The sequence below is a fragment of the Micromonospora sp. CA-111912 genome, assembly GCF_050948415.1.
Taxonomy (GTDB): Bacteria; Actinomycetota; Actinomycetes; order Mycobacteriales; family Micromonosporaceae; genus Micromonospora.
In genome coordinates this window covers 7,115,174-7,134,062 of sequence record NZ_CP192007.1, presented here as the reverse complement: position 1 = coordinate 7,134,062, position 18,889 = coordinate 7,115,174, and the positions used below count along the sequence as shown (strand labels likewise).

At 72.4% G+C, this 18,889-nt stretch carries 20 protein-coding genes; 2 read left to right on the top strand and 18 right to left on the bottom strand.

Annotated features, from left to right (window positions below):
- Positions 1-16: 16 nt before the first annotated feature.
- The 3 genes from ACQPZO_RS30560 to ACQPZO_RS30550 all read right to left on the bottom strand — a co-directional run bounded on the left by ACQPZO_RS30560 (position 17) and on the right by ACQPZO_RS30550 (position 1,862).
- Positions 17-400 carry an ACT domain-containing protein gene (locus ACQPZO_RS30560; RefSeq protein WP_433345693.1) on the bottom strand — a complete coding sequence of 128 codons (384 nt, stop codon included), beginning with the start codon at positions 398-400 and terminating at the stop codon, positions 17-19.
- Between the two features lie 93 nt (positions 401-493).
- Positions 494-952 (bottom strand): PAS domain-containing protein, encoded by a 459-nt coding sequence (locus tag ACQPZO_RS30555; RefSeq protein WP_387022523.1) that lies wholly within the window; start codon positions 950-952, stop codon positions 494-496.
- 169 nt (positions 953-1,121) lie between these two features.
- Complete coding sequence (locus tag ACQPZO_RS30550; RefSeq protein WP_433345691.1) at positions 1,122-1,862, bottom strand: hypothetical protein; 741 nt, start codon at positions 1,860-1,862, stop codon at positions 1,122-1,124.
- A gap of 164 nt (positions 1,863-2,026) precedes the next feature.
- Here ACQPZO_RS30550 and ACQPZO_RS30545 point away from each other — a divergent pair, with 164 nt between their 5' ends.
- Positions 2,027-3,235, top strand: a complete 1,209-nt coding sequence (locus tag ACQPZO_RS30545; protein WP_433345689.1) for an arginine deiminase — start codon at positions 2,027-2,029, stop codon at positions 3,233-3,235.
- A 63-nt stretch (positions 3,236-3,298) separates the two neighbouring features.
- On the opposite strand, the gene ACQPZO_RS30540 is transcribed toward ACQPZO_RS30545, so the two are convergent.
- From ACQPZO_RS30540 to ACQPZO_RS30480, 13 genes are all read right to left on the bottom strand, one after another.
- A complete protein-coding gene (locus tag ACQPZO_RS30540) occupies positions 3,299-4,183 on the bottom strand; it encodes a DUF5926 family protein (RefSeq protein ID WP_433345687.1) in 885 nt (294 codons plus the stop codon).
- 67 nt (positions 4,184-4,250) lie between these two features.
- The gene (locus ACQPZO_RS30535; RefSeq protein WP_433351369.1) at positions 4,251-4,670 is read right to left on the bottom strand and encodes an ATP-binding protein; all 420 of its coding nucleotides are present in this window, start codon (positions 4,668-4,670) and stop codon (positions 4,251-4,253) included.
- A gap of 29 nt (positions 4,671-4,699) precedes the next feature.
- Entirely contained in the window at positions 4,700-6,196 is a 1,497-nt protein-coding gene (locus ACQPZO_RS30530; RefSeq protein WP_433345685.1) for a PAS domain-containing sensor histidine kinase, read from the bottom strand.
- Positions 6,197-6,294: 98 nt separating this feature from the next.
- Positions 6,295-7,083: a glycerophosphodiester phosphodiesterase gene (locus ACQPZO_RS30525; RefSeq protein ID WP_433345682.1), complete on the bottom strand. Its 789-nt coding sequence runs from the start codon at positions 7,081-7,083 to the stop codon at positions 6,295-6,297.
- An 11-nt stretch (positions 7,084-7,094) separates the two neighbouring features.
- A complete protein-coding gene (locus ACQPZO_RS30520) occupies positions 7,095-7,430 on the bottom strand; it encodes a rhodanese-like domain-containing protein (protein ID WP_433345680.1) in 336 nt (111 codons plus the stop codon).
- Between the two features lie 78 nt (positions 7,431-7,508).
- Complete coding sequence (locus ACQPZO_RS30515) at positions 7,509-8,447, bottom strand: LCP family protein (protein WP_433351367.1); 939 nt, start codon at positions 8,445-8,447, stop codon at positions 7,509-7,511.
- A 230-nt stretch (positions 8,448-8,677) separates the two neighbouring features.
- Positions 8,678-9,886 carry an LCP family protein gene (locus ACQPZO_RS30510; protein WP_433345678.1) on the bottom strand — a complete coding sequence of 403 codons (1,209 nt, stop codon included), beginning with the start codon at positions 9,884-9,886 and terminating at the stop codon, positions 8,678-8,680.
- Between the two features lie 225 nt (positions 9,887-10,111).
- On the bottom strand, positions 10,112-11,338 hold the full coding sequence (locus ACQPZO_RS30505; RefSeq protein WP_433345677.1) for an LCP family protein: 1,227 nt from the start codon (positions 11,336-11,338) through the stop codon (positions 10,112-10,114).
- Between the two features lie 77 nt (positions 11,339-11,415).
- Positions 11,416-12,393, bottom strand: coding sequence for an NAD-dependent epimerase/dehydratase family protein (locus tag ACQPZO_RS30500; protein WP_433345675.1), 978 nt, complete (start codon positions 12,391-12,393; stop codon positions 11,416-11,418).
- Between the two features lie 100 nt (positions 12,394-12,493).
- A complete protein-coding gene (locus ACQPZO_RS30495) occupies positions 12,494-14,167 on the bottom strand; it encodes a solute symporter family protein (RefSeq protein ID WP_433345673.1) in 1,674 nt (557 codons plus the stop codon).
- Complete coding sequence (locus ACQPZO_RS30490; protein WP_433345671.1) at positions 14,145-14,549, bottom strand: DUF485 domain-containing protein; 405 nt, start codon at positions 14,547-14,549, stop codon at positions 14,145-14,147. Before ACQPZO_RS30490 ends, ACQPZO_RS30495 begins: the two co-directional genes overlap by 23 nt.
- A 171-nt stretch (positions 14,550-14,720) precedes the next feature.
- The gene (locus tag ACQPZO_RS30485) at positions 14,721-15,353 is read right to left on the bottom strand and encodes a flavin reductase family protein (protein ID WP_433351365.1); all 633 of its coding nucleotides are present in this window, start codon (positions 15,351-15,353) and stop codon (positions 14,721-14,723) included.
- Positions 15,354-15,437: 84 nt separating this feature from the next.
- The gene (locus ACQPZO_RS30480; protein WP_433345669.1) at positions 15,438-15,932 is read right to left on the bottom strand and encodes an SRPBCC family protein; all 495 of its coding nucleotides are present in this window, start codon (positions 15,930-15,932) and stop codon (positions 15,438-15,440) included.
- A gap of 79 nt (positions 15,933-16,011) precedes the next feature.
- Between ACQPZO_RS30480 and ACQPZO_RS30475 the strand changes: the two genes are divergently transcribed.
- Entirely contained in the window at positions 16,012-16,266 is a 255-nt protein-coding gene (locus ACQPZO_RS30475) for a hypothetical protein (protein WP_433345667.1), read from the top strand.
- 67 nt (positions 16,267-16,333) lie between these two features.
- On the opposite strand, the gene ACQPZO_RS30470 is transcribed toward ACQPZO_RS30475, so the two are convergent.
- Positions 16,334-18,022: an ABC transporter permease gene (locus ACQPZO_RS30470; RefSeq protein WP_433345664.1), complete on the bottom strand. Its 1,689-nt coding sequence runs from the start codon at positions 18,020-18,022 to the stop codon at positions 16,334-16,336.
- Entirely contained in the window at positions 18,007-18,771 is a 765-nt protein-coding gene (locus ACQPZO_RS30465; RefSeq protein WP_433345662.1) for an ABC transporter ATP-binding protein, read from the bottom strand. Before ACQPZO_RS30465 ends, ACQPZO_RS30470 begins: the two co-directional genes overlap by 16 nt.
- Positions 18,772-18,889: the final 118 nt, after the last annotated feature.

Sequence of the window (18,889 nt, the reverse complement as noted above, 5' to 3'; positions counted from 1 at the left end):
GCGGCGACGCGGATCGCTAGTCGAGGAGGCGGTGGCCGGCCCGGCGCAACGTGGCGGTCGCCTCGTCCAGCCGCACGGCCGGGACCAGCACGTGGTCCGTGTCGTAGGTCGAGAACGCCACCACGTTGACCCGTGCCTCGGCCAGCGGGGCGACCAGCGCGGCCAGGGTGCCGGTCACCGGCTTGCCGAGGGGCCCGACGACCCGCAGGCACCGCCAGGCGGTCTCGGCCTCGGCCGGGGCACGGGACGCGGGGCAGATCACCGAGACCCCATCGGCGGACCAGCTCACGCTGATTACCTCGCCGTCGCCCAGGTCGCCCCACAGGTCGGGCCGGATGGCGGAACCGGCGGTCAGCCGGCACACTGCGTACTCCCCCGGCAGCAGAGCGACATCGAGCATGAGGGCACCCTACGGCCTGGGTGCCGGTCCGACCCAGCGACGAAGGGTGCGGCGAGCGCCACATTCGTGCAGTTCAGGACGGCGATGGGCGGATCAGATCTCGGAGAAGAAGGTGAGCGACCCGGCCACCTCGCCGTGGGCCAGCACCGGCGTGGAGATGGCGTCCACCGTCGCGTCCGACCGCCCCGCCGTCGAGGCCTGGACCCGGAGCAGCCCTCGGGCGAGGCGCCCCGAGTGCAGGGCGAGCAGCGGCGGAATCTTGTCGGTATCCTGCTCGGTCAGTTCGCCCCGGTTCGCGGTGAAGTCGAGCAGGCGCAGGCATCCGTCGAGCAGCGGGAGGCCGATCACGTCCTCGGGGCAGCACAGGCAGAGCAGCTCGCAGCCGGCCGAGGAGACCGCGACGACACGGGTGTCGGCGTCGATCAGCAGGCAGGGCTCGGCGGCGTGGGACACGGTGGCGGACCACTGGCCGAAATTGTCGGACTCCTGCTCCGGCGGTGTCCGAGCGGCGGGCACGAACACTTCCGAGATCGAGAGTTCGACGTGGGCCACCGCGCCTCCTATTTACACCGACGGTCTGTCCACGCTGACCGGTTGTCGCGGGAACCGCCGACCGCGCTTCAGCCACCAGGCCGCCGGTGATCGGTTGCCCTGACCCGGCCGGCGACGGCGCGGCCGGTGCTCCGGGTGGTGACCGGACCGCGTGGCGTCGCCGGAGACGTTACCGGCGGTTGGCCGGCTTGTCAGCCGCCGTTCGGCCGTCGTCGTACCACCGGTAGTCGGCGGCGGGGCGGTACGTGCCGTTCATCCAGGTGCCGGGGTGCTGCGCGACCCGGGCCAGCTTGTCGGCGGTGGCGGGGCTGATCCGGTTGCCCCCGGCAACGAGCAGGCGGTCCAGCTCGCGGTGGGTGGCCATCAGGCAGTCCTTCGGCAGGCCGTACACGCTGATGACGCCGGAACCGACGAAGGTCAGCACCGGCGTCACCGGGATCGTCAGCCCGACGGCCGCGGAGAGCGCCTTGCTCGCCCGCTTGGCGTCCCGGCGGGTCTCGGCCACATAGGGCGGGCGCTTGCCGTTGATCTGGACGACGTCCCCCGCCACCAGCACCCGGGCTCGGCCGTGGTCGGCGATGGTGACCGCGAACAGGCCGCTCGGGCCGATCGCGAGGAACCCGGCCCGTTCGTCCTGCCCCTGGTCGAGGAGGAGGTCTGAATTGTCCGAGCGGGGCCACTCGATGACGTGCCAGGCCGGCCCGAGGTGGTCGAGCCGGCCGAGGGCTCGCGCCCCGGCTGCCTCCAACCGGCGGGCACCTCGCTCGGCGCGCCGACGGCGAGCCCACTCCAGGGGGCTCGGACGGATCGGCTCCAGCGCCCCCGGCGCCTCGGCGCGGGGGTGCGGCACCGACACGGGCGGCAGTGCCCGCGAGGTGGGCGTGGCTCGGCGTGCGGGAAAGACAGTCATCGCGACCTCCGGCAAAAGGTCCCTCGAAGTTATGTCCTCACTACCCTACGTCGACATACCGGGTACCCGGCAAGTCGGAGCGCCGGAGTGAGTGTGGATGAATGCCATATTCATCCCCAGATGTTTTATCGGATGCCGCCAAACCCTGCCCTACCCTTGGCCGTGTGACCCACTACGTGGACAGCGAAGTCGGCCGCCTCGGCACGGTGCTGCTGCACCGACCCGGGCCGGAGCTGGCCCGACTCACCCCGCGCAACAACGACTCTCTCCTCTTCGACGCTATCCCATGGGTGGGAAGGGCGCAGGAGGAGCATGACGCCTTCGCCTCCGCCCTGCGCGAACGTGGGGTGGAGGTGCTCCACCTCGCCACCCTACTGGCCGAGACGCTGGCCGTCGGCGCGGCCCGCGCCGAACTGACCGAGCAGGTGCTCAGCTCGCCCCGGCTCGGCGACACCCTGCGTCGCCGGGTCGCCGACCATCTCGCCTACCTCGACCCGGCCGCCCTCGCCGACGTGCTCATCGCCGGGCTCGCCCACGAGGAACTGCGGATCAGTCAGGAGCGGCCGGGCGGGCTGGTCTACGCCCTGATGGACCGGCACGAGTTCGTCATCGACCCGCTGCCCAACCTGCTGTTCACCCGGGACTCCTCACTGTGGATCGGGGACCGCGTCGGGGTGACCAGCCTGGCCATGCCGGCCCGTCGCCGGGAGACCACCATCACCGACGCGATCTACCGGCACCACCCGCGCTTCGTCGGCACGGAGTTCGTCTACGAGCCAGGGCTGGAGCACCTGGAGGGCGGCGACGTGCTGCTGCTGGCCCCCGGGGTGCTGGCGGTCGGGGTGGGCGAGCGGACCACTCCCGCCGGGGCGGAACGGCTCGGCCGGCGGGTCTTCGCCGCCGGGCTGGCGCATACCATCCTGGTCGTCCCGATCGCCCAGGAACGGGCCACCATGCACCTGGACACGATCTGCACGATGGTCGACGTCGACGCCGTGCTGATGTACGCGAACGTGGCGAGCACCCTGGCCGCGTACACGGTGGTGGCCGGGCCGGACGGCGAGCTGCGGGTGGACGGGCCCGCGCCGTTCCTGCGTGCCGCCGCCGACGCGATGGACCTCGACCAGCTCCGGGTCATCGACACCGGCCTCGACCCGGTCACCGCCGAGCGGGAACAGTGGGACGACGGCAACAACACCCTCGCGCTGGCCCCGCGGCTGTGCGTCGGCTACGAACGCAACACCGGCACCAACGCCCAGCTCGAACGGGCCGGCATCGAGGTCATCCCGATCGCCGGCTCCGAGCTGGGCTCCGGCCGGGGCGGCCCGAGGTGCATGTCCTGCCCCCTGGTCCGCGAACCCCTCAACCGGTAGGGCAGGGGCCCCTGCCCACGCCAGGCGTCGACAGGGGCCCTTCCGACGCCCGGCGTGGGCGACTCAGCGGAGGGTGAGCTGACGGCCGAGCAGGCCGTGCCGGGCCCGCCGGCCCGCCGCGTCCAGCGGCTCGCCGGTCGCCAGGGCCTCGGCGTAACGCTTGGCGAACTCGGTCACCGGCTCCTCCCACTCGACGGCGGGGACGTCCTCGGGCAGGTCCCAGACGGGCACGAGGCGGCCGTGGGCGCGGAACATGCCGGCGAACTTCGTGTTCCCGGCGAGGGGCAGCGTGCCCGCAGTGCTCAGCCGGGCCAGCGCGTCCAGGGCGGCGTCCTCGTCGTCCGGGAGCACCCAACGCACGTGCGCCTTCTCCGGCACCTGGCACCAGTACGCGGCCCGCGCCGCGGCGAGCCGTACGGTCGGGTAGATCGCCGCGTTGGCCCGCTCCAGGGAGGCCTGGACGGTCGGGTCGTCGGTGGCCCCCGGGTCGAGCCAGAACTCGAAGCCCTCGTGCATGGCGACGTCCAGCGGCCCGTCGACCAGGATGTCCTGGAGCCGGGGGCCGAGGCCCGGCAGCGGCGGCACCGTGACCGGCTTGCCGGGCTCGGCGCGCAGCGCGCAGAGCAGCGCCTCGGCCAGGTCCCGGGAGACGTCGCCGGACTGCTGGTGGCGCTGGAGACCGACGAAGACGCGGCCGTCGTCCTTTGTCATCGCCGGGGCCGCCATGGGCAGCACGGTGGCCAGGGTCACGGTTCGGTCGCCGTGCTCCTCGACCAGTTCGGGGACGAGCCGCAGGGGCGCGGACGCGGCCGGGACCAGCTCGCGCAGCGCGATCCACTCCGGCTCGTCGGTCAGCCCTTCGAACGGTCGGGGGACGAAGACGTCCCGTACCTTTTCCCGCTTGGGGGTGGCTTCGGCGGCCCGCTGGCTCTTTCGACGCTTGCTCACGGCGAATCAGCCTAGAGGCCCCACCGGAGGCGGCGGACCCGACCCGCCCCGCTCGGCGGGACGGGGATCAGCCGGCGGCGACGAGGCCCGGGCTGGGGGTGCCGGCGGGGTCGAACTGCGCCCAGACGCTCTGCCCGAGGCCGTCCCGGTCGACGCCCCAGCTGCTGGCCAGGCCGGAGACGATGTGCAGGCCCCGGCCGTCCACGGCGTCCTGGCTGGCGGCCCGCAACCGGGGCCCGGTGCCCGCCCCGCCGTCGGTGACCCGGAGCTGGACGAGGTGCCCGTGGCCGGGAGCCGGGCTCAGCCGCCAGGCCACCCGGACCACCCCGCCGGGGAGTGGCTCCGCATGCCGGATCGCGTTGCCGACCAGCTCGGCCAGGACGGCCACCAGGTCGGCCAGCAGCACCGCGGGGACGAGGCCGGCCAGTTCGTCGGCGAACCGGTGCCGGGCCAGGCGCGCGCCGGTGGGATGGTGCGGCACCACCACGCACCACGACCGCTGGACCGGCCCTGAGGTCACCGCGCTCCTTCACGCCTCTCGGGCGGCGGCCCGGCCGCGCTCACGCGCGGCAGCCGCACCTCTGCGACCGTACCGCCACCTGCCCTCGGCCGGAGGGATACCCATCCATTCTGTTGCTCGACGATCCGGCGGACGAGGTACAGGCCGAGCCCGGCGCCCGGGTAGCCCCGGCGGTCGCCGGACTCGCCCTGCCAGAACCGGTCGAAGGCCCGCTCCACATGCTCCGGCCGAATGCCGATGCCCCGGTCGCTGACCCGGAACGACACGGTCTGGTCGTTGCCGGTGGCGGCGATCTCGATCGGGGAGTCGGGCGGGGAGTACTTGTCGGCGTTGGTGCACAGCTCGGTCAGCACCGTGGTCAGGCTCTGCCGCTCGCCGACCGCCCTCGGCAGGCCGGCCGGCACGTCCAGCACGATCCGGCGGCGCAGGTCGGCGGGCAGGTCCGCCACCGCCGACGGGAGCGCGTCGCCGAGGTCGAACGGGGCCAACGACTCACCGGGGCGTCCCTCGGTGGCGGAGGTGAGCAGCCGGTCGACCAGCCGGGCCAGTTCGTTGGCCCGCTGCCCGATGACCCGGGCGGCGTGCCGCCGGTCGATGTCGGTCAGCGAGTCCCAGTGGTCGGTGAGGGTGTCCGCGTACCCCTTGATGACGGTGACCGGGGTGCGCAGCTCGTGGCTGGTGACCGCGACGAAGAGGTCCCGGTCCTGGTCGCGTAGCTGCTGGTCGGTGATGTCCCGGAAGGTGACCACCCACAGCGCGCCCGGGCCGGGCAGCTCCCCCGAGGTGATCTTCAGCCAGCGGCCGTCCGGCAGCCGGTGGTCGAGGACCTGACCGGACGGGGGGAGCGGGAACGGCAGCGGACGGTTCAGCGCCTCGGCGGCCGAGAGGCCGGTCACCTCGGCGGCGGCCGGGTTCCACAGCCGGACGTGGCCGCCCCGGTCGACCACGGCCAGCCCGTCGGCCAGCGCCGCCACCACCGGGCCGTCGCCGTGCACCGGCAGGCCGGTCTGGTCGCCGTACATGTGGGCGATGCAGGCGGCGATGTACGCCATCACCTCGTGTTGCCCGGCGGCCGTCGACTCGTCGTGGTCGAGGTAGAAGGCGTGCAGGGTGCCGACGGTGAGCCCGCCGATCTCGGCCCGCGCGACCACCATCCGGCGCAGCCCCCGGTCGACAAGCTCCTGGCCGACCGGGCCGGGGATCCGGTCCACCCGGATGTCGCGGACGCGGGCGCCGGAGAGCAGGCAGACGGTGGCGGGGTCGGTGGGCGACACCGGGCGGCCGACGGCCCACTCGGCGCCCTCGGTCGCGGCGATCACCCGGCCGCCCTTGGGCGCGAACTCCACGAACGCTGTGCTGGCCGCCCCGACGGCCGGCCGCACCAACTGGAGCAGCCGGTGCAGGACCGGCAGCCCGGCCTCCCCAGAGTTGATCATTTCGATCACCCTGCCATGGCCGGCGATGAGAGTGGCGAGGTCGGTGCGCTCCGGCATGCCCCGAGTGTGCCGCGCTGACCCTGCCATCGGCACCCCTGGCTGTTCAGGTGTCCGCGCCGCGCCGCTGAGCCAGCGGGTCATCCCGCCCCGGGGACTCATCGGCCCAGCCGGGCCAGCGCGTGGGCCGGCCGGTCGGTGATGATCCCGTCGACTCCGGCGTCGAGCACCAGCTCCAGGTCGGCCGGCTCGTTGACCGTCCAGACGTACACCTGGTTGCCGGCGGCCCGCAGCGTGGTCAACAGCCGAGGGCGGGACCGCACCAGCCCGATCCCTGGCCCGGCGATCCGGGTGCCGGCCGGCACCCGGCCGGGTGGCAGCCAGCGCGGCAGCACGTCCAGCAGCAGCACGGTGGGCAGGCCGGGGGCCAAATCGTGGACGCGGCGTACGGCGAGCGGGGAGAAGGACATCACGGTGACCCGGACCGGGCTGTCCGCCCCGGGCTCAGCCAGGCCGTACCGGCGCAGCAGGGCCACCAGGCGGCGCTCGACGTCCCGGCCGTACCGGGAGGGGTGCTTTGTCTCGATCAGCAGCCGGACCGGCCGGCCGGCGTCCAGCACGGCGTCCAGCAGCCGTTCCAGGGTGAGCAGCCGGGTGTGCGACTCGTCGGGAGGCTCGTCGCCGTCCGACGGGGCGCAGCCCGGGTGCCAGGAGCCGAAGTCCAGCGCCTCCAACTCGGCGAGCGTGCGGGCGCTGACCAGGCCGGTGCCGTTGCTGGTCCGGTCCAGCCGCCGGTCGTGTACGCAGACCAGGTGGCCGTCCCGGGTCAGCCGGACGTCGCACTCCAACCCGTCGGCACCCTCGTCGAGGGCCCGCAGGTACGCGGCGAGGGTGTGCTCCGGCAGGTCGGCCGAGGAGCCACGGTGGGCGAAGACGAGGGGATCCATGCCCGTCGCTCTCAGATGACCTGGCCCGGCCGCCCGTCCGCATCGACCACGGGTCGCCCGACGGCGGCCCACTGGCGCATCCCGCCGTCGGCGTTGCGCACCTGGTCCCAGCCGTTGTTCATGAGGTAGGCCACCACCTGCGCCGACCGGCCGCCGGAGCGGCAGATCACCGCCACCTCGCGATCGGTCGGAAGCTCGGCCAGGCGGGCCTGCAGCTGCGTCATCGGCAGGTGGTGGGCGTCGGGCGCGTGCCCGGCTGTCCACTCGTCGTCCTCGCGTACGTCGAGCAGGTAGATGTCGTCGGCGATCTCGGTCACGGGCACGGTGGGAACCTGGGGTCCGAACACGGTCACCAAGCCTAGATCCTCGCCGGACCGAACCGGCGGGCGACGTGCGGAAGAGATGCGACCCGGCCCGTGACGCGGTCAGAGCCGGGTGATCCATCGGGGGTTGGCCTGGGCCCAGTCGGGCATCCGCTCGCCGCGGGCGGCGTCGAAAAGGCCGTTCCCCCCGCCGTCGAGCACCACGTAGGAGACCTCGTCGATGGTCTCGGGGTGGGAGGGGACCTGCACGCCGGTCAGCGCTTCCGGGGGCAGGTCCCGCAGGGTGAGCACCAACTCCTCCAGGGGCACCCCGTTGGTGTCGACGGTCAGCGACGCGCCGACCGCCCGGATGAGCCGGTCCAGCCGCACCGGGTCGCGCCGCAGGTTCGTCTCGCCGGCCCGGTCCAGCATCGCCCGCAGGAGTTGCTGCTGGTGGCGCTGCCGGTCGTAGTCGCCGCCGGGCAGGTCGTACCGCTGGCGGACGTAGTCCAGCGCCCGGGCGCCGTCCATCTGCTGGCAGCCGACAGGGAACAGGGTCCTGGTGTGGATCGAGCGGACCTCGGTGTCGACGCACATCCGGATCCCGCCGAGCAGGTCGATGACCTGCCGCAGCCCGGCGAAGTCGATCAGCGCGGCCCCGTCGAAGCGCAGGCCGGTGAGCCGGGTGAGGGTGACCGAGAGCAGCCGGACCCCGGCTTCGCCGCCGCCGCCGTGCTCGTACGCGGCGTTGATCTTGTCGCTGCCGCCGCCCCAACCGTTGGGCGCGGGCGGGATGGCCACCCGCAGGTCGCGCGGAATGGAGATCAGGTACGCCCGTTTCGTGCCGGCCGGCACGTGCACCACGAGGACGGTGTCCGACCGCTGGTCGTCCCCCGTGGCGCCGGGCCGCCGGTCCGAGCCGACCAGCAGATAGTTCAGCGCGTCGTCGAGGTCGGTCCGGTCCCGCCGGGCATCCGGGTCGAGCAGTTGCTCCCGGGTCACCGTGCGCTCGTACCGGTGGCTCAGGATCTTGAGCCCGGCCACCGCGGCGGCGGCCAGCAGGGTGAGGGCCAGGCCGGCCCCGAGGAGCACCCGGCTCCACCGGGGTACGCGCCGACGGGCCGGCCCGCGCCGCCCCCGCCCGGCTTCCCCTGACCTGGTCGTGACGCCCCCCACAGCCGAACGTGAAACCCTCTCACGTCAGGCTATGGGGGTGGCCGGGCCGACGGGCGGCTTTCGCGCAGTTCGGACGGCTTACCCGCAGGTGGGACGGCTACCTGCGGGCCGGACGGCTACTTGCGGGTGGAGAGCACGCCCGGGTTGGCGTACACGAACTCGGCGAGCTTGTCGTTCTTGATCGCCTGGAACATCTCCAGGGTCTGCGGGCTGAGCGTCTCCTTCGAGCCGTCGGCGGTGGGGTGGAACTTCCCGCCGTTGGTGCGCAGCATCGTCAGGTCGTTGCCGGTGACCCCGCGCATCGTGAAGATCATGTCGATTATCGGCACCCCGCCGGTGTCCAGCACGAGGGCCCCGCCGGCCGCCTTCATCAGCGCGTTGAGCTTCACCGGGTTGGTCAGCGTGCCGTTCTCGGTAGCCTTCTTCGCCATCGCCTTGATCAGCTGCTGCTGGTTCTGCTGGCGGTCGTAGTCGCCGCCGTCCAGGCCCTTGCGCTGCCGGGAGTAGTCCAACGCCGCCCAGCCCTCCATCTCCCGGCAGCCCTTCTTGTGCACCACCTGGGTCATCGGCTTGCCGGTCTTCTTGGCGTCCGCGTTCCACATCGGCTTGCCGTCGACGTACGACATGTGTAGCGACTTGACCTCTTGGGAGACGCAGATCCGCACGGTGCCGAGGGTGTCGATGATCTTCTTGAAGCCGCCGAAGTTGATGATCCCCGCGCCGTCGAAGCTGACCCCGGTCATCTTCTTGATCGTGTTAGCCATGAGCTGGGCACCCCCCTCCCAGCCGCCCCCGTTCCGGGCGCCGGCCTGGAACGCCGCGTTGATCTTGTCGTTGCCGCCCTCGAAGCCACTCTTCTTGGACGCCGGGATCTGCACGTCGGTGTCCCGCGGAATCGAGATCAGGTACGCCTGGTCGTGCGAGGCGGGGATGTGCAGCACGATGATGCTGTCCGCCCGGACATTGTCGGCGGCCCAGCGCTCCCGGGCGTCCACGCCGAGCAGCAGCATGTCGATCGGGCCGTTCAGGCTTGCGCCGCCCTCGGCGTCGGACTTGCCGGCGTCGCCGAGCAGGTTGCCCTCAGCGATGTTGCCGGTGGCCTGGCTGATCAGCGCCTTGCTGCCCACGATGGCGACCCCGCTGGCCAGCATCAGCACCGCGCCGAAGATCACGGTGAGACGCGCCCAGAGGGGGTCCTTGCGGCGGGCCCGCTTCTTGGCGGGGCCGCGGCTGGGGCGCTTGCTGCCGCGGCGGGGCGACGTGACCCGTGCGGCTGCGCCGACGGGCTCCAGCGACGGGGGGCGACGGCTGGCTTGAACCGGCATGCGTGCTCCAGCTCGCGTTTTCGGGGGGCGGGGGCGGGACCACTGTACGTACCGCTTCCCGTCAAGGCGAGTTAGTCACGTGATTATTTGCTGTTCTCCCGGTCGTCACTCGCGGGAATTGCCCGAACGTCCAGGTCGATGCGACCGGTCGGCGGTTCGATCCCCGGGATGGAGGTTCTGCCGCCGACCGGCGATGACGTCCGTCGAAGTAACGGGTGCCGTGCGTCAGTTCCCGTTACCAGTGCCGCCGGCCGGCTGGTTGGTCTTCACCCAGTCGGCCATCGTGTCCGCCGTCATGGCCTTGTACATCCCCAGGGCCTTCTCCCGGTCGGAGACCACCACCGACTCCCCGTTGATCGTGTCGCTGCCCGAGTTCGGGCTGGTGACGAAGATCAGGTTCTCCCCGCGCAGGCTGCGGAACTGCAATGCCATGTCGACCAGCGAGAACCCCTCATCCACCGTGACGGCGTCGGTCACCGACTGGAGGAAGGCGTTCAACTTCTTCGGATTGGTCAGCGTCCCCGTGCTGGCCGCCTTGTCCATCAGCGCCTTCAGGAACTCCTGCTGGTGGCGCATCCGCGCGAAGTCGCCGTCGGGGAACTGCTTACGCTGCCGGATCCAGTCCAGCGCCTCGGCGCCGGTCATGTGCATGGTGCCCTTGGTGAACTTCCGGAACGGCTTGTGGATCGACGTGACCGACCGCTCCACCTTCAGGTCGACCCCGCCGAGGGCGTCGGTGACCTGCTTGAAGCCGGCGAAGTCGATCGCCAGCACGTGGTCGATCCGCACGTCGGTGAAGCACTCCACCGTCTTCACGGCCAGCGGCAGACCGCCGAACGCGAACGCCGCGTTGATCTTCGCCCGCTGACCCGAGCCGCACTCCGACTGGGCGTTCTCGGGGATCGGCACGTACAGGTCGCGGGGGATGGAGACCAGGTAGGCGGACTTGTGGTCGGCCGGGATGTGCATGACGATGATCGTGTCCGCCCGCCACTGGCTCTGCTGGTCCACCGGGGCGTCCGGGTCCCGCGAGTCGCTGCCGACCAGCAGGATGTTCAGCGCGCCGTTCACCGCCTTGGCCGGGCGACCGCCCGTCAGCTCGGAGAACGGGTCGGTGCGGGCCAGGTCGTCGTTGAGGTTGCTGGTGTAGAGCCAGGCGCCCGCCCCGCCGAGCAGCGCGAGCACCAGCACCGCCACGCCGGCCACCAGGCCGATCCGGCGCCACCGGGGGCGCGGCCCCTGTCCGCCCGGCCGCTGTCCGCCCGGCCGCCTCGGCCCGCCGGGCCCGCCGGAGTCGCCGCCCGGTGACCGGTCGCCGGGCGGGGGGTACGACTGGGCGTCGGACACGCGGGCGCGTCCCGGGGAGCCCTGGCCGGGGCCGGGGACCGAGGCTCGTCCGGCGCTGCGACTCAGGTGCGGTAGCGGGACGCCGGCGGGAGTGGTCGCTGACATGTCCCCGAGGGTACGTAGCCCCGTCGAGTGCCGCGCCGAAGCGCAGGTCGCCCGGCGGGGCGTGGCCCGTCGGGCGGTTACCCTAGCCGCTCGCGGAAGTAGTCGATGGTGCGTCGGAGGCCGTCCTCGGGCGCCACCGAGGGCTCGTATCCGAGCAGTTCACGGGCGAGGGTGAGGTCCGGCCGGCGCATCTCCGGGTCGTCGGCGGCGCGGGTGACGTACGTCACCTGTGACGCGCTTCCGGAGAGCGACACGATCAACTCGGCGAGTTGCCGCATGGTCAGCTCGTGCTCGGTGCCGCAGTTGACCGGGCCGGTCTCGGTCGAGTCGAGCAGCAGCAGGATGCCGCGCACCAGGTCCTCGACGTAGCAGATCGACCGGGTCTGGTTGCCCGTGCCGTGCACCGTGATCGGCTCGCCGCGCAGCGCCTGCGAGATGAACGTCGGGATGGCCCGGCCGTCGTCCGGCCGCATCCGCGGGCCGTACGTGTTGAAGATCCGCACGATCGCGGCGTCCAGCCCCCGGTACCGGTGGTACGCCATCGTGGCCGCCTCGGAGAACCGCTTCGCCTCGTCGTAGACGCTGCGCACGCCGATCGGGTTGACGTTGCCCCAGTACGTCTCGCGCTGCGGGTGCTCCTTCGGGTCCCCGTACGCCTCGGAGGTGGAGGCCATCAGGAACCGGGCTCCGTCGGCGACCGCGCGGTCCAGCAGGTGCAGGGTGCCCACCGAGCCGACCCGGAGGATCTCCACCGGCAGGGTGGCGAAGTCCGTGGGGCTGGCCGGGGAGGCCATGTGCAGGATCGCGTCGAACCGCTCGGCCAGGGCCGGGTGGTGGTTCGGCAGGCCGTCGGAGATGTCCGCCTCGACCAGCGTGAAGGTCGGTTTCTCCAGCAGGTGGGCGACGTTGTCCTTGGAGCCGGTGACGAAGTTGTCCAGCACCACCACTGTGCAGCCGCGGGCGACGAGGGAGTCCACCAGGTGTGACGGCACGAAGCCGGCACCGCCGGTGACGAGGACACGGTGACCGGGGCCGAAGCGCGGAGCAACCTTCATACGGTCAGCCTACAGAGGTGAGGAGGGGCCCCCTGCCAATGCCTCGGGCGCGGCGGGGGCCCCTCGACAGCTCGGCCGGTGCGGTGCCGAGCGGATCGACTCAGTGCGCGCCGGCGCCGGTGAGCGAGCGCACCTCCAGTTCCGCGTACTTCTCCTCGTCGTGCTCCTTCGACACGATCGTGCCGATCCAGCCGCAGAGGAAGCCGAACGGGATGGAAAGGATGCCCGGGTTGGACAGCGGGAACCAGTGCCAGTCGTGGTCCGGGAACATCGAGGTCGGCGCCCCGGAGACCACCGGCGAGAAGAACACCAGCACCACTGCGGCGAGCAGGCCGCCGTAGATCGACCAGACCGCGCCGGAGGTGTTGAACCGCCTCCAGAACAGGCTGTAGAGGATCGCCGGGAGGTTGCCCGAGGCGGCCACCGCGAACGCCAGCGCCACCAGGAACGCCACGTTCAGGCTCTGCGCGTAGATCGACAGGGCGATCGACACCGCGCCGATGACCAGGGCCGAGAGTCGGGCGACCCGGACCTCTTGGCGCTCCGACGCCTGCCCCTTCTTGACCACGTTGGCGTAGAAGTCGTGCGCGAGGCTCGACGACGAGGCCAGGGTGAGCCCGGCGACCACCGCCAGGATGGTGGCGAAGGCGACCGCCGCGATGATCGCCAGCAGGGTCGCCCCGCCGAGGTCCCCGCCGAAGAATTCCTTACCCAGTGCCTCGGCGAGCTGTGGCGCGGCGGTGTTGCCGGCCTTGTCCTGCGCGACGATGTCCTTGCCGCCGACCAGCGCCGCCGCGCCGAAGCCCAGGGCGAGGGTGAGCAGGTAGAACGCGCCGATGATGCCGATCGCCCAGAGCACGCTCTTGCGGGCCGTCTTGGCGGTCGGGACGGTGTAGAAGCGGATCAGGATGTGCGGCAGGCCGGCCGTGCCGAGCACCAGCGCGATGCCGAGCGAGAGCAGGTCGACCTTGTTGTAGAACGTCTGCGTCGCGTTGCCGGCCACCTCGACGCCGTACCGCAGGCCCGGTTCCAGGAAGGCGCTGCCCTTGCCGGAGGACGCGGCGGCGTCGCCGAGCAGCTCCGACAGGTTGAAGTTGTACTTCGCCAGCACCAGCAGGGTCATCACCAGCGCGCCGGTCATCAGCAGGAACGCCTTGACGATCTGGACGTACGTGGTGCCCTTCATGCCGCCCACGGTGACGTAGATGATCATCAGGGCGCCGACCATGATGATCGTGGCGATCTTGGCGGTGTCGGCGTCCATGCCGAGGAACGTGGTGCCGGGCCGGATGCCGAGCAGCAGCGCCACCAGCGCGCCCGCGCCGACCATCTGGGCCAACAGGTAGAAGATCGACACGGTGATCGTGGAGACCGCCGCCGCCGTGCGTACCGGGCGCTGGCGCATCCGGAACGCCAGCACGTCCGCCATCGTGTACCGGCCGGAGTTGCGCAGCAGTTCGGCGACGAGCAGCAGCGCCACCAGCCAGGCGACCAGGAAACCGATCGAGTACAGAAAGCCGTCGTACCCGTAGAGGGCGATGATGCCGGCGATGCCGAGGAAGGACGCCGCCGACATGTAGTCGCCGCCGATCGCCATGCCGTTCTGGAAGCCGGAGAAGGACCGGCCGCCGGCGTAGAAGTCGGTGGCCGTCTTGGTCTGCCGGCTCGCCCAGACGGTGATGGCGAGGGTGATCGCCACGAAGACCAGGAAGAGTGTGATGGTCAGGTTGCGGGCGGTGCCGCCGCCCGCCTCAGCCGCGAGGACCGTGTTCATGGGTCACCTCCCCCATTTCGGCGCGGATCCGGTCGGCCACCGGGTCGAGCCGCCGGTCGGCGAACCGCGAGTACAGCCAGGCGATGAGGAACGTCGAGACGAACTGGAGCAGCCCGAAGACCAGGGCCACGTTGATGTTGCTGCCGAACAGCCGCGTGCCCATGAAGTCCCGCGCGTACGCGGACAGGATCACGTAGAGCGCGTACCACAGGAAGAACGCGACGGTCATCGGGAAGACGAAGCCGCGCAGCGCGCGACGCAACCCGACGAACTCGTCCGACCGTTGCATGGCGAGGTACCGGTCAGCGGCGGGCGCGGCCGAGGACGCCGTCTCCGGCGCGGCCGGCGACGGCGCATCCGGCGCGGGTGTGTCCGTGGACATCTGTGGATCACCACCTTCACAGGCGTGGGGAGTTTCGCGCACGGTAGGAACCGCGCTCCTCACCTGGGAAGACGTGGATCGACCCCGGTCGACCACTGCGCCGAACGGTCGCCTGCCTGCGCTGAGTGACCCACGTCACTCCGGTGACCGGCGGTCGGTGGTCGACCCCGCTCAGGTCAGCTCGTGGTACCGGCCCCGGTAGTGCAGGAGGGGGACGGTCTCCTCGGTGAGGGTGACGGCCTCGATGGTGGCCTCGACCAGCAGCGCCCAGCCGTACTCGCGGGCGGTGTCGAGCCGGCAGCCGGTCCAGCCCCCGGCGTCGGCGGGGACCGGTCCGTACTCGGTGTCGGCCCAGCCGTCGGTGGCGAAGAGACCGCCCGGCGACGGGAACAGGCCGGCGAACCGGTCGGCGAGCTGCCGGTGCGCCGGGCCCAGCGGCGCGACCGCGAACCGTCCCGCCTCCTCGACCGCCGCCCACAGGTCCGACTCCGGGTCGACCAGGCCGAGCAGCCGGTCCGGCTCGCCCTCGGCGACCAGCGTGGACGACACCGTCAGGCCGGCCGGCCCGGGCGCGGTCCAGAGGGTCACCGGAGCCGCGAGGCGGCCCCGCAGGCGACGGGCCGGAGACTTCTGTCCGGAGGGCACGGCGAACGGGTCGGTGTGGTGGATCTCGGCACCCGGCTGATGATTCACGTGAAACATTGTGCCGCCCCGGGCGCGCGCCCAGCCCAGGAACCACTCGTGCAGGCCGCTCGGGCGTCGAGGTGGCGGACAGCCCGGCCGGGTGGTGCTGGTGTGGGGCAGGTCCGGGCGTTCATGATCGTTTGCACGTAACGGAGAACGGCACGCCGTGTTCTTGTCGTTTTTCGACAGACGATCAAGGAAGCATCACTCATCGGTGGTGAGGGTGCGGCGGGCGGCGGCCAGCACCTCCGGGTCGGTGCAGCCGGCGGCGTACCCGGCGATCCGGCGGCGGATGTCCCGGCCCAGCAGCCACACCCCGACCCGGTCGGCGACCGGGCGCAGGAACGCCGGCCGGCAACGGAAGCTGTACCGCCAGGTGGCGATCGCCGTGCCCGGCTCCGGGCCGGGCGCGAACCGCCAGCCGCCCGCGAACATCTCGAAGAACCACGGGCCCCGGACCATCTTCATCCCGACGTGGCTCGGCGGCGCGAAGGAGACGTACTCGCTGACCATGACCAGGCCGTGGCGGGACCGGGTGAACGTGCGCACGCCTTTGCCGGGGCGGGTGGCCCCGCCGGTGAAGTGCTGCTCCCGGACGAACGGGTCCCAGCGGTAGCGCACCGGCGCGACGGTCTGCGACACCGCGAAGGCCAGCTCGGGCGGCACCGGAACGGTGATCACCGACTCGACGACAGGCATCGGCCCATTGTGCCGCCGCCCGCCAACCCCACCAGGAGGACGGCTGGCAGCGGGTGCGCGGGGGCCCTATCGTGCCGGCATGGCCCCAGTTACGCCGCAGAAGCTCGCCCAGACCCGCGTCCTCGACGTCGATGCCCTGGCCCGCAACGAGGTGGACCTGCGGGCCTACCCCCACCGGCACCTCGCCCTGCTCGCCCGCCCCGGCATGACGAACAGCGGCGTCACCCGGCTGATGGAGGGCGTCGAGTACCTGGCCCAGTTCGGGTGGGAACTGGTCAACGTCACCGACCTCAGCCGCAACCAGTTCCTCTACGCGTTTCTGCGCCGCCGCTGACCCGCGTGCCCGCGCCGCCGCACACCCGCGCCGCCGCTGACGGTCACCGCCGGGCGGGGCCGGGTCGTCAGCGGCGCGGGGTGACGGCCGTCAGCAGCTCCGGGGCCCGCCGGTCGAGCAGGTCCCCGGCCAGGTACGTCCCGAGCAGCGCCGCACCCAGGCCGTACGCGAGGCCCAGCGGCAGGGCCAGCCAGAGCCAGGCGTCGCCGAGCAGCGCCGCCGCGACCACCATCGGCACCGCGGCGACCGCCGACCCGATCATCGACACCACGGTGAGGAGGCCCTTCGCCAGCCCGGCCCCGCTGTTCATCGCGAACGGGTTGCTCGTCTCCGGCAGCGAGTACGCCCCGAGCACCGAGATGAGCGCGTTGATCGCCAGCCCCACCCCGTACGAGGCGAGCAGGGTGCCGGCCAGCAGGCCCAGCCACGCCGGCCGGCCCAGCACCACCGCCAGGACGACCGCGACCACGGCCAGGATCGGCAGCACGTACACCGAGAACGCCGCCGCCCGGGCGCGCAGCTCCAGCCGGCCCGGCACCCCGGCGACGACGTTCGCCGCGTACGCGCTGCCGTCGAAGCCGAACTGGTTGGCCAGGGTGACCGAGGCGAGCACCCCGACGAAGATCACCGAGAGGCTGGCCAGCACCGGTGAGGAGTCCGGGGCGGCGAACTCCATCCCGCTCTCCGCCGAGAAGCTCGTCCCGCCGAAGTTGACCATCACCGGCACGAAGATCCCGATCACCGCGATCGTGATCAGGTTGGCCCGCCGCCGGGCGTCCCGCCACCAGTAGCGGCACTCCCGCGCGACCAGCGCGCCGAACCGGTCCCGCCGGGCCCAGCCGAGAGCCCGGGGGAAGAGCTGCGCCACCGCGCCGCCGACCGGGCCGCGGCGGGCCTTCGCCGTGCCCCCGCCGGCCGCCCCCACCATCGCCGACTCCAGCGACCGGGACCACCACCACAGCAACGCCCCGATGGCCGCCGCCGTGATCAGCAGCTTCAGCGGGGCCGCCCACGCCCGTCCCTCGGCCACGTCGATGCCAACCGTCCACGGGGCGCCGAACGGGGTCCAGCCGACGACGCGGGCCACCCCCGCCAGCCGGTCCCAGTCGGCCTGCCGCACGGCGGCCAGCACCACGAGCTGCAACGGGCCCAGCAGCGCGGCGAGCACCGCGAGCAGCACGGCCGCCAGGTCACGTACCCTCCGCGAGCGCAGCATCGTGGCGAACGCGCTGGTCACCGCCCGGCTCGCGGCGACGCAGAGGATCAGCCCGGCGGCCACCCCGACGGCCGCGACCAGCGCCGCCGCCCACCCGCCCAGCATGCCGGCGGTGAGCACCAGCCCGAGGGTCGCGATCAGCACCGCCACCGTCGGGACGCTGACCAGCGCGGCGGCGAGCAGCCCGGTGACCAGGGTGCGCCGGGTCAGCGGCAGCAGGGCGAACCGGGCCGGGTCGAGCGTCTCGTCCACGCCGAAGAAGACCAACGGCAGCAGCAGCCAGCCGAGCACCAGCAGGCCACCGCCGAACGCGGCGACCATCAGCGCGTACTTCGGCTCGCCGGCCAGCCCGGGGGCGGCCAGCAGGAAGAACCCGGTGGCGGCGAACCAGAGCCCCGCGACCACCCCGCCCACGAACATGGCGATCCGCCAGCCCTGGCCGCGGAAGTTGTTGCCCATCACCCGCAGCTTGAGCCGCACGAAGTGCCGGGCCGAGACCGGTCGGGCCCGCTCGGCGGGCGTGGTCACCGCGACAGCCACGCCAGCTCCTCGCCCGTCGCGGTGCGCCCGCCGACCACCTCGACGAACACGTCTTCCAGCGAGCGGTCGCCGCGCACCTCGGAGAGGGTGCCGACCTGTTTGATCGTCCCCTCGGCGAGGATCGCCACGTGTGAGCAGAGCCGCTCCACGACCTCCATCACGTGACTGGAGAAGACCACCGTCCCGCCACCGACGACGTACCGGTGCAGGATGTCCCGGATCAGCGCCGCGGACACCGGGTCGACCGCCTCGAACGGCTCGTCGAGCACCAGCAGCCGGGGCCCGTGCAGCAGCGCGCAGGCGAGGCCGATCTTCTTCTTCATGCCGGCGGAGTAGTCCACCACCAGGGTCCGGTTGGCGTCGCCGAGGGCGAGCACGTCGAGCAGCTCCGCCGCCCGCTGGTCGACCACCGCCGGGTCCATGCCGCGCAGCAGACCGTGGTATGCCAGCAGCTCCGCCCCGCTGAGCCGGTCGAACAGCCGCACGCCGTCCGGCATCACGCCGAGGAGCTGCTTGGCCCGGACCGGGTCGGCCCACACGTCGTGCCCGAGCACCCACGCCGCGCCCGCGTCCGGGCGGAGCAGCCCGACGGCCATGGACAGGGTGGTGGTCTTGCCGGCGCCGTTCGGGCCGAGCAGCCCGTAGAACGAGCCGGCCGGGACGTCGAGGTCGACGCCGGCCACCGCCACCTTGCCGTCGAACCGCTTGGCGAGGCCACGCAGCGCGAGTGCGGGGTGCTCATCAGTCATGGTCCGACGGTATCCGGCCGGGACGAGGGATCGCTCCCGCCACGGGACGAGCCTGGCCTCCTCCTTCGGCAGGAGGCGGGTCCGGCGCACGGCTGACCGGGCCGTCCAGGGAAAACAC

What these genes read in the sequence shown, in the direction of transcription:
- ACQPZO_RS30560 (WP_433345693.1), bottom strand. Translation starts at nt 400, where the DNA reads ATGCTCGATGTCGCTCTGCTGCCGGGGGAGTACGCAGTGTGCCGGCTG.
- ACQPZO_RS30475 (WP_433345667.1), top strand. Translation starts at nt 16,012, where the DNA reads ATGGCCCCAGTTACGCCGCAGAAGCTCGCCCAGACCCGCGTCCTCGAC.
- ACQPZO_RS30510 (WP_433345678.1), bottom strand. Translation starts at nt 9,886, where the DNA reads ATGCCGGTTCAAGCCAGCCGTCGCCCCCCGTCGCTGGAGCCCGTCGGC.
- ACQPZO_RS30550 (WP_433345691.1), bottom strand. Translation starts at nt 1,862, where the DNA reads ATGACTGTCTTTCCCGCACGCCGAGCCACGCCCACCTCGCGGGCACTG.
- ACQPZO_RS30465 (WP_433345662.1), bottom strand. Translation starts at nt 18,771, where the DNA reads ATGACTGATGAGCACCCCGCACTCGCGCTGCGTGGCCTCGCCAAGCGG.
- ACQPZO_RS30490 (WP_433345671.1), bottom strand. Translation starts at nt 14,549, where the DNA reads ATGTCCACGGACACACCCGCGCCGGATGCGCCGTCGCCGGCCGCGCCG.
- ACQPZO_RS30480 (WP_433345669.1), bottom strand. Translation starts at nt 15,932, where the DNA reads ATGCCTGTCGTCGAGTCGGTGATCACCGTTCCGGTGCCGCCCGAGCTG.
- ACQPZO_RS30525 (WP_433345682.1), bottom strand. Translation starts at nt 7,083, where the DNA reads ATGGATCCCCTCGTCTTCGCCCACCGTGGCTCCTCGGCCGACCTGCCG.
- ACQPZO_RS30530 (WP_433345685.1), bottom strand. Translation starts at nt 6,196, where the DNA reads ATGCCGGAGCGCACCGACCTCGCCACTCTCATCGCCGGCCATGGCAGG.
- ACQPZO_RS30500 (WP_433345675.1), bottom strand. Translation starts at nt 12,393, where the DNA reads ATGAAGGTTGCTCCGCGCTTCGGCCCCGGTCACCGTGTCCTCGTCACC.
- ACQPZO_RS30495 (WP_433345673.1), bottom strand. Translation starts at nt 14,167, where the DNA reads ATGAACACGGTCCTCGCGGCTGAGGCGGGCGGCGGCACCGCCCGCAAC.
- ACQPZO_RS30505 (WP_433345677.1), bottom strand. Translation starts at nt 11,338, where the DNA reads ATGTCAGCGACCACTCCCGCCGGCGTCCCGCTACCGCACCTGAGTCGC.